Raw genomic sequence first — 10,604 nt, 5'->3', positions numbered from 1 at the left:
TATCATTTTTGTCTGTTTGACTTATACGCTTTTTAACTAGATTTTACAGAAAAAGAGGAAACCACGTCTCTTTAAAAATAACTAATTGTAGTCCTTATTAAGATTTTTATTATTTTTGATTCGCAAATACAAAAGAAGTGCCACAAATGTGACACTTCTTTCATGATATTTAAGCTTTATGTTTTAAAACTCTAGTTATTTAAAAGTTTGCTTTCTTAACGAACCTCCCTTTACTTAACGTGTAGTACTTTTTATGACCAATTTTAACAGGATTACCATAAGTTTTTACAACTTTATGTTTCTTCAAAATTTTTTTACCTAAACGATGACCATACTTGCTATAGATATAAGCATTATGTTTCAGCTTTAATTTCTTAGCGTCAACATTGCCACTATCTATCAGTAGACCATCTGCTAAAGCATAATAGGTTTTGCCCTTAACCGTCTTTTTGCCAGTAGTTTCTACTTCTGAACCAGAATTAATGATTAACTTGTTGGCACGTTTGCCGTTTTCGTCATAAAGATATGCATTGTGCATTAACTTTTTAACTACAGTGGTAGTTGCTGGAGTAGCAGTATTGGTACTTGTGGGAGTCACTTCTTCCTTAGCAGTTTGCGCTGCCGTTATTTTGGTAACATTAGCAGCTTTAATATAACGGTTTTTACCAATAGTAAAGTATTTCTTACCGCGAATTTTGACTGCTGCGCCGTAAGTGTTAACTGTTTTACCTTTCTTGAACACTCCAGACTTCTTAACTCTCTTGCCCACTTGATTATATACATAAGAATTATGCTTAACTTTTTGGGTAGTAGCTTGACCATTAGTTGCAGCAACATAATATTTCTTATTGTTGGCACCTTGATCAACTAGAACGTAGTATTCTTTACCATTAATTGTCTTGGTACCATAAGTGGTAAGTGTAGAGCCAGCACCTAAAGTAACCTTGTTTGCGCGTTTACCATCTTCGTCATAAAGATAAGAGTTGTGCATCAATTTGACATCTGTGGAATTAGACAAATCAACATCAGTATTTTGATTCTTGTCTTTATCTGCATCACCTGAGCCAGTTTCTGGTTTCTTTTCAGGTGTACCTGTCGAAACGGTAGAACCACCACCAGAGTTCCCACCATTGCCAGTGTTAGAACCACTGCCGTTATTATCGCCGCCGTTAATCACCTTATCAATTGTTGACGGGTCAGAACTGTCATGGTGAATATCGTTTATACCGTTATCACGGTTCTTATCAATATCATCACCGCTATTTGAATGATCAATTTTATCTTTGGTATCGTCTTTCTTATGGTCAATATCATCCTTAATCTTCTGCTTTTCGCCATCCGTCAAGTCACTGCCATCTTGATGCTTAGCCTTATTATCATCAACATCTTTTTTGGCATTCTTAGCAGCATCATCAACTGCACCTTTAGCGATATCTTTTTCAGCTTCAAGTTTATTCTTCTGAATTTCATCATAAGAGTTGCCTTCGGTGTGTTGGTGTTTGTCTAAAGCATCTTGGATTGAAGAAGTATCTGCTTTGTCACCAAATTGTTGGTGAATCTGATCAATAGCATCTTTTGCCTTATCAGCAACCTCCTCGTCAGCTTTCTTCTTACTTTGATCAATTGCTTTATTAACCTCTGACTGAATGTCATTTTTGGCAGTATCAGACGCTTTATCTATATTAGTTTTCTTACCGGCAGGATCATCGCTAGGAGCATTAACCTGATCAACTGCTGTTTTACCATCTTTAACGTGATTATTAACATTGTTAATTAATTCAGTCTTAGTTTGATCACCAATATCTGCGTTATGGTTGATTTCTGTTATCGCCTTATCAGCTGCAGCATTAATATCTTCTTTAGCTTTAAGCTTATTCAAAGCTGTAATACCAGTATTGTAAGCGGAACTAATGTCTTTAATATTAGTTGCCTGATTGATAGCAGCAATACTATTGTTAATATCTTTGATGTAATCCTGGTAATCTTGATTTTCTTTTTGCTTATCAGTTAAACCATTAAGCTCGTCTTGTAAGCCATTAGTTCCCTTCAAAGCATCCTGCTTATCTTTAGCAACCCAGTCAGAGGAGTTTTGCCAGATATTATCAATATCTTTTCCAATCGTCGAATCTTGCGGGACCTTATTAATATCAGTAACAGCATCAATCGATGTTTTTTCTTTATTATAAGCGTCATCTATTGCGTTATTAGCATCTTGCTTTTCAGAATCCGTTAATTGCGACTTATTAATAATATCATGCGCTTGATTTTGCTTAGATTTGAGTTGATTTTCAGCTTTGGTTTTAGCACCGGCTAAATCTGCTTGTGCAGTAATATCATTGAATCCAGGCATTGAACTGCCAGATTCAGAATCTTGATAGCCGTTCTTGGCCTTATCAACTATTTGGTTAGCATCTTGTCTGACATCATCAGCGTCACGATCGCTACCATCAGCTTTTTTATCTGGGATATTATTGATTTCTGCTTTGCTCTTGTCAAATATATCTTGTACTTTTTGCTTCTGTGTATCTTGATCAGCTGCCGATAAACCTGAATGTTCAATATTATTATTAGCCTGATCCTTGGCATCTTGTAGCGCTTTAATTGCGTCTTGCTTTGCCTCGTAAATTCCCTCTTGGTTCTTAGCTACATCGTAAATCTTGTCTACGCCACTTTCACCAGAGTTATTGGCTGTGTTATCTGCCGCAGTACCTTTTTCAATATTTGCCAATTGCTGCTTAGCATTTGCCAAATCAGATGACTGGGCATTCTCAGGCAAGTTAACTTGACCAATCTTGTCTTTAGTATTTTGCACAACTTGATTAAGTTGGTTTTGCAAATCGGCTTTTTGATCAGGAGTTAGGTGACTAGCTACTGAACTCAGATCGCCCTTACCTTTGACATAATCATCAATAGCGGCAATTTGCTTGTTCTTTTCAGATAGCAAATCACTTGGGAGTTTAGCTTTGTCAATTGCTTTTTCACCAGCAGCTTCAATTTCGGTTAAATTGTCATTATCCTGGGCGCTGTATATATTGCTGGTACCATTTTGCAGAGCTGCAGTAATATCCTTTTCACCTTGACTGATTTCATTAGCGTCAAGTTTATTACCTTGTAAACTGCTCTTAGCTTGTTCAGCATAGTCCTTTAGTTTGTTAATAGCAGTATTCTTTTCTTCAAAGCGATCAGTTAAGCCAGTAATTGCTGCAACCCCATTTTGTGCGGCAGTGCTCATGGCATTATTAGCATCTTGAGTATTGCTCTTAGCACTTTCAATATTTTGGGCAGCTTTATCGCGTTCAGCCTTAATCCGATCTCTCATCTGTGCAGCTAAATCAGGATTGTCCTTGGCAATCTCGTCTGCTGCAGCAGAAGCCTTATTGACAGCATCTTGTAACTGCTTTAATGCACTTGTTTGAGATTCATCTTTAGCGATCTCAGTACCGAGTTTATTCAAGTCAGTTTGATTTTGACTCTTAGCACTATTTAAGCCTGTCTGATCTGTGGCAGAATTGATTCTCGTTTCTCCATCTGAACGAGCCTGATTAATTTTGTGTTTCAGGTCATTATATTGATCTTGACCCAGTTTCTTATCAGCTAAGTCTTGATCAATCTGATTTTGTAATTTATCAACATCACCGTCAAAGTCATTTTTAGCGGATGCTTTGTCATTTGCTAGAATTTGATCAGAAGCATTCTTTTCGATACCTTTAATGGCATTGTCGCCGTCGCCTTTAGCTTTATTAACTTTGTCAATAGTATCTGATTGATCTATTTTATTTTTAGCCTTATCACGTTCGTTGTTAATAGCATCTTGGTCAGTTGGATCATTTTTCCCAGCATTCGCTGCTGCTTGGTCCAAGTCAGACTTAGCCTTGTTTTTAGCTGCTTGTAATTTAGCATCTGATAATGCCTGATTAATATTGACTAAACCAGTATCCTTTTCTGTATCTATCTGGTCAGCAGCGGCACCATCAACCTTAGCTACAGCACGGTCATGCGCTTCTTGAGCTTCAGACTTAAACTTATTCTTTTCGTCAGTGCTTAAATCAGTTAGACTATCAATCTGGTTATCGACACCAATATAATTTCCACCACCATTAAGTGCTTTGTCAAGTTCATCAATCGCTTTATTACGTTGATCTCTTATTGCATCTGCATTAGTAGAATTTGCATTATCAACAACATTTTGGATACTTTGCAAAGTATTATCTTTAATTTTGCCAACTGTTTCAATATCATTAGCAACACTAACATCGCTAAGACCCAATTGGCCAACAGCATCAACCGCATTTTGATCATTAGAGTTACTTAATTTACTCTTGGCATTACCAGCTGCATTTTTAATTGCAGTACTTGCAGTGGCTTTGGCATTTGCCAGATCTGCATTTGCATGCGCATTATTGATAGCTGTGATTGCATCAGTATATGCTCTATCAACTTGATCTTTATTGGTTGCATTATTAATATTTGTACTTGCATCTCTATTTGCTTGTTGAATTGCCGAAACAGCATCACTATAAGCTTTTTGAGCCTGATCTTTTTCATCACCGGCTAGCTTATCATAATCTTTGCCTAATTGAGAAATAGCATTATTAGCAGCTTCAGTTACCTTGCTTAAAGCACTATCACGGTACGAGTCAAAGTCATTTCCTTTAGCTTCTGCCGCATCAATTGCAAGTTCACCATTATGCTCAGCTGTATTAGCATCAGCTACTTTATCTTTACTGTCAACATCAGCCTTTGCTTGGTCACGTGCTGCTTCTATTCCAGCAATAGTTTTATTCTTAGTATCTTGACTGATATCAGTTGCATTATTAATGCGGTCAACTGCTTTTTGAGCATAATCATCAAGTTTTTGCTTGTTAATGACTTTATTAATGTTCGTATCACTGATTACATTATCAATTGCAGCTTTGCCGTCTTTTGCAATTTGATTAACTTGTTGAGTGGAAGAAGTACTTGCTGAATTAATATTGTTAACGGCTTGGTTGTATTGGTCGTCAGCTTGTTTTCTTAATTCATTCTTGTAACCACTTGTCACTTGATCCATGTCGCCAATTTGCTCTTTAATCTTGTTTCTTTCAGCAAGCAGGTCATTGATAGCTTGATCTTTGGCAGACTGGAGACTTGCAGCCTCCTGAATTTGGGTCAGCTTCCTGGTACCATTGGTAAGTGCAGTATCAACATCATCTTTACCTGCTGATTGAATAGCAGATTGGGCAGAATTGAAAGCATTATTTATTTGGTTGTAGTAATCATTCTTTTCAGTTACGCCCAAATTAGGATCATTAGTTATTTGCTTATTGGCGGCATCACGTGCTGTCTGCAGCTGTTTAATAGCATCTTGTCGCTGTTTAGCTAGGTCTAAGTCTGCCTGATTTTGGTTCAGACTATCTACAACACTTTGAATGACTTTTTTACCATTTTCAGCATCATTTTGAATGTCTGAAGCATTTAGATCACTGGAAACAGCTTGAATTGCCTGGTCATAAGCCTTATCTATTTGGTCTAATTTATCTTGCCAATCATTATCGCCAAGTGAACCACTACCATGAGCGTCAGAGATAGTCTTTCTGGCATTATTCTTAGCATTTTGTAAGTCACTAATTGCTTGGGCATGGGCTGCAGAAATCTGTGCATCGTTTAAGTCTCTAGTAATATCGTTCTTACCGTCTTGAGCTGCCAATTGAATCGAATTTTGATCTTGTGCAGCCGCAATTTTATCTTTAGCAGCTTGCGCATCCTGGTCAATTTGATCTTCAAAATGCTTTTTGTTTGATTGACTGAGTTGGCTGTCAGGTATGCTTTCAATCTTGGCTTTCGCATCCTTAGCAGCATCATCAACTGCTTGAGTAGCTTCTTGACGAGCATTTTTGATTACTGTGTCGCCTTTATTTTGAGCATCAGCAACTATACTGTCAATTTTACCTTTAGCTGTTGTCACAGCATCATCAATCTTTGCAGTGTCAATATTGCTTAAACCGTTAATACTGTCGTCAGCAACCTTCTTAATTTGATCAAGGTATGTGTTTTTATCTTCGTCACTTATGTTTGGCGTTTTGTTAATAGCATCATCAGCATCCTGTTGCTTTTGTCTTATCTGTGCAACAGCATCACTTAACTGATTATTGCGCTTACCCAAATCTTGCTGATTAGTCAACAGATTGTTCAGAGCAGTGATACCGTCATTTCTGGCTCCATCAATCGTGTCAAACGTGTTAGCTTGATCTACTCTTTCTTCATAACCTAGAGGATTAGTGGTATTACTTAAAATCTTTTGTGCCTGTTTCTTGGCATCGTCAATATTTTGTGCGGTTAAACCAGAAATGTTGCTGATTTGAGTTTCAACATCAGCTTCAACATCAGCTAGCTTCTTCTTGGAAGTTTCTTTCAAAACCTTCTTTTTAGCTGTATCTTCCGCAGTAGCTACTGTTTGTGAATCAGTAGCCTGATCAATAGTTGCAATACTGTCACTAACAGCTTTTTCTATATCAGTGGTTGAACTGATTCCAAAAGCACTTTCCTCAGTTATAGCATATCCAGAAACCTCGGCTTTGGCTGCTGCTTTATCAAAAGCAGTTTGCGCAATTGCCTCTCTTTGTTTGATAACTGTTCCGTCGGTTGTGCCGTAAATAGATTTATTGGCATCATAATTTGCACTACCCGGCTTTGCTGTGGCAATTTCAGTAGCATTATCAATGTCAGTTAAATATTTATTCTGCTCATCAGAACTCAGTCCAGAATTTTGGACTCTCTTTTTGGCTGCTGCAGCTGCATTTTTAATATTTGTAGCTTCTTGATCAGCGTAAACTTGTTTAATTGCTTCTAGACCTTTTGAACCATCTGGATCATCGCCATTAATAACACTGTGAACTGCCTTATTCAATGAGTCTTGAATATCAGTCGTTTTGTCACTATGCTTAGAAATTTCATCTTTAGCAGCATCTTGCAATTTTTTAATTGCACTGATAGTGTTTTTAACTGCATCAATATCATCTTGGGCTTCTTTTTGATGAGCTTTGACTGAAGACTCGTCAGAATCTTTATCAATATCACCTTGATCAGCAGCAATTGCTTCTGGGCGTTTAAGTCTATCAACTAAGCCGTTAACCTCTGCTTTTTCAGTGTCATTTAGATTAGAGTCCTTGGCAGTACTTGCTATATCATCTTTAACTTGTGCAATCTGCTCATTAATATCTGTTCTAATTCCGGACTTATAGTCTAGACCTACTTTATCAATCGCAGTGATACCCTGACCTTTAGCAGTATTCACATCATCTGAAGTTTGAGCTGAGTTAACTTGCTGAATTGCGTTGTCACGGGCAGTATTAATTGCCTGAGTTTGTGAAGGATAATATCCAGATTGTTTACTTGCCTCATTATTCAAATCATTAATGGCATTAGTTCTATTAGTTTCAATTTGAGCTGAGCCCTCTGCTGCTGTAACAGCATCAGCAATAACCTTTAAAGCAGCATCCCGGCGTTGGTTTACAGATGTAATGGAGTCAGCACTAGAATCATAGACTGAAGTTGCCTTATTGTCATTATTAATAGTTTTAGATGCTGCAGCGGCTGCCTTATTCATTGCGTCGGTAAAAGCTTTATTTTGCTCAGCAGTTAAATTATTTGGCTTATTAGTTTTGGCTTTATTAATTGCCTCATTAATAGCCTGTGCTGCCAAATCGCGGGCCTCACTTAAAGTTAGAATATCCAGTGATACTCTAACAGGACGACCATTTTTATTAAGTTCATTGGGGTTATATCCAATAAAGTTGGCACTAGGCGACAATTCTATGAAATAACCTTTATTATACTTGACAGTTTGATCCGCGGGAATAGTGAAACTAAACGAACCATCGTCATTAACAACAGCCGCAAACTCTGTCGGTAAAGGATTTAAAGAAGGGGTTTGATTAGTAGTATCTCTCAGCGAGTCATCTGTGTTTATATACGGACTTACAATAACAGGCTTGTTATCCTTATCTTTAGCAGACCAAACTGTCTTAGCACCTTTATTATCAATAATATTGGCAACAATATAGGCTTTAGTAGCAACTGGCATGACCAAGCTAAAAGGATTCTTAGGATGCTGCAGATCTTCATCTGGACCATCTTTAACCTTGTCATAATTTAGTACACTGCCTGCTTCTCCTATGATAGTATTTGAGCCATCATCATTTCTTTTAACAGAAACCTTAGTACTATCAATGTCGATAAAACCACTCGGGTTTGCTGGAATTAATTTAATGCTGTTATAGCCAAAATTATTTTGATTATTAAATGCTCTTTGAATAATATCAGTGAACAGTGAATCGAAAGTACCACCTTTAGTAGCTGCAGTCTGCAAGGCTTCAAGCACATCTGACGGCAACTTAGACAGATCAATCTTGGCATCTTTAACCTTATTTTCAATATCTTGTAGTGTTTGCGTAGTTAATTTTGTTTTACCATTCAATAGTTCTATGCTGTCTACTGTAATAGTGCCATTATTCTTTCTTACTTTCAAAACGTGGAAAGGCGGCAAATCAACTATACCTAATCCAGCATTTAAACTACTCAGGTCAAATTCCTGCCGTACATTAGTAATGGTAATTGGCATAGTGCCAATAATACTGGTTGCTGGATTCTTATTTGCTTGAGCATTCAGAACTAAAGAAGTAGGGTTATTAACAATTAAAGTACCACCTTGAACGTCTACCAAAGTTATTGCTCCGCTACCAGCACCAGTGCCGTTACCAATGCTATCAGAACCATTCAAACTAATATTAAAAGCACCATTCTCAACGTCTGCCTTGCCTTTGATTAGTACTAAAGTACCTTTATAATCACCCATGTCCTGACCAGTGACATTTAATGCACCTTGTGGCAAAATATTAAAATTACCATTATCGAAAATGAGGTTGCCTGAATCAGCGTCAGAAATATTGCCATTAGTAGTTACATTAACAGTCCCATTAGTTTGGATATTAAAAGTCGCATTACCATCTGCTAGAAAAATAGCTCTGGATTTACTGTTGTTAAGAGTACCTTTATATTTAAAATCACTCGAATTATCACCCAAGCTGATGTTAAGTGAACCATACACATCAAAAGTACATTTACCACCTATATATACTGCACTATATGGTTTACCCCATTCACCAGTTGCAAAGTGAGTATTATCATAGTTTTTAACCGGCTTTAAGTTAACCGTTGCTTTTTTATCAATCGTAATAGTATCATTAGTCCCGGTCATTTCAATGACACTGCCACCGTATGTAGAGCCATTAAAAGTACCATCAACGAACTCAATACTATCGTTTTGCCCAGTAAACTGGAAAAGTTGCTGGTTATTATCATCATAAGGTCCACCAGGGAAATATGGTGTTTTAATAGTTTCTGCAGTATTATCACCGTGAAAGTAGATGTGGGTATTATCACCGGTAAAAATCATTTGAGATCCATGAAAATCTGTATTTATAAATGTAATATTAACGCTTTGATTACTTTGTATAAATTCAGTATCATAAACGCCATAGTAGTCACCACTCCACATACTTACATTCTCGTATGTAATATCAGCTGAAGTAGTTTGCTTGTGCCAAGGATGATAACCTTTAAAGTCGATCTTATACCTAGTGTCCCCTATGGATTTAATTAATAGTTTTCTACCTGGTGTGTCAGTGCTATCAAAAGACCAATCATCGCCATTTGGAGCATCAGTAATGTTATCTGTTAAATCTATTTCTGTGACATTTTGATTCTGATAAGCTGCGACAAAATCTTTCCAGTTAGCAACTTGAACAGTGCCATTAGCAGTAGCATCCCTTTTAGCATCCTGATCATTTAGAACAGGAGTCTGATCTACTTTATTTTGGGATTCATCTGTTTTAGCGTTATCACCCGTTGCTGAAGTATCCTGACCATCATTACTGGAAGTTCCTTGGCCAGGAGCCTGCGAATTAGAACTTGTTTTATTATCAGTCTTATCTTCAGCTTTAGAGTCAGAGTTAGCAGCTGTAGTTGAGTCAGTGGAGCTTGTCACGCTAGTATTAGAACTATCCTTTAAAAACGAACTTAAGCCTGCAAAAGTACTTAAATCCTGTTCTTGTTTCTGTTGACTTGACTGCTTTACTGTACTCGCAACACTTTGTGTTTGCTTTGTCTTAGCTGTTTGATTGTCATTCGATTGGGAATTTACTTCTTCTTTTGCTGGATCAACTGTATCAGCTTTAACTGTTTGATTATTTAAACCTAAAAAAGTAAATCCAAGCAAGACAGAAGCAGCACCAATTGTCAATTTACGAATTGAAAAATGGTCCTGCTTTGATTGCATTTCTATCTTGCGAATTGTTTCATTAATATTATTTTTACCTAGCATGATAGTCCTTTCTCAAAAACCTAATTACATGGTAATTTTAGTTCTAGCACTATCTATTGTCAATATATTATGGTTTATACACATTTCATAAATAACTTGTAAATAAAAATTAGATGAATAATCTTTATAAATAACAATAATTTATATTAAAAATCATATTATAAGCTACTTATCGAAGTAAAAATAACATTAATATTTTTAAAAAATATTGATTTTTATTATAGCTTATGTTATATACTAAATA

Annotated in this window: 1 protein-coding gene; it reads right to left on the bottom strand. The window is 36.7% G+C overall.

Annotated features, from left to right (window positions below):
- Positions 1 to 199: 199 nt before the first annotated feature.
- Positions 200 to 10,360 carry an SLAP domain-containing protein gene (locus LACWKB8_RS03920; RefSeq protein WP_038522267.1) on the bottom strand — a complete coding sequence of 3,387 codons (10,161 nt, stop codon included), beginning with the start codon at positions 10,358 to 10,360 and terminating at the stop codon, positions 200 to 202.
- Positions 10,361 to 10,604: the final 244 nt, after the last annotated feature.

The organism is Lactobacillus sp. wkB8, from assembly GCF_000761135.1.
GTDB lineage: Bacteria > Bacillota > Bacilli > Lactobacillales > Lactobacillaceae > Lactobacillus > Lactobacillus helsingborgensis.
Note: the sequence above shows the minus strand (reverse complement) of the source record. Positions and strands in the feature narration are given on the sequence as shown.

Excerpts from the sequence above, each read along its gene's own strand:
- LACWKB8_RS03920 (WP_038522267.1), bottom strand. The coding sequence starts at position 10,360 with ATGCTAGGTAAAAATAATATTAATGAAACAATTCGCAAGATAGAAATG.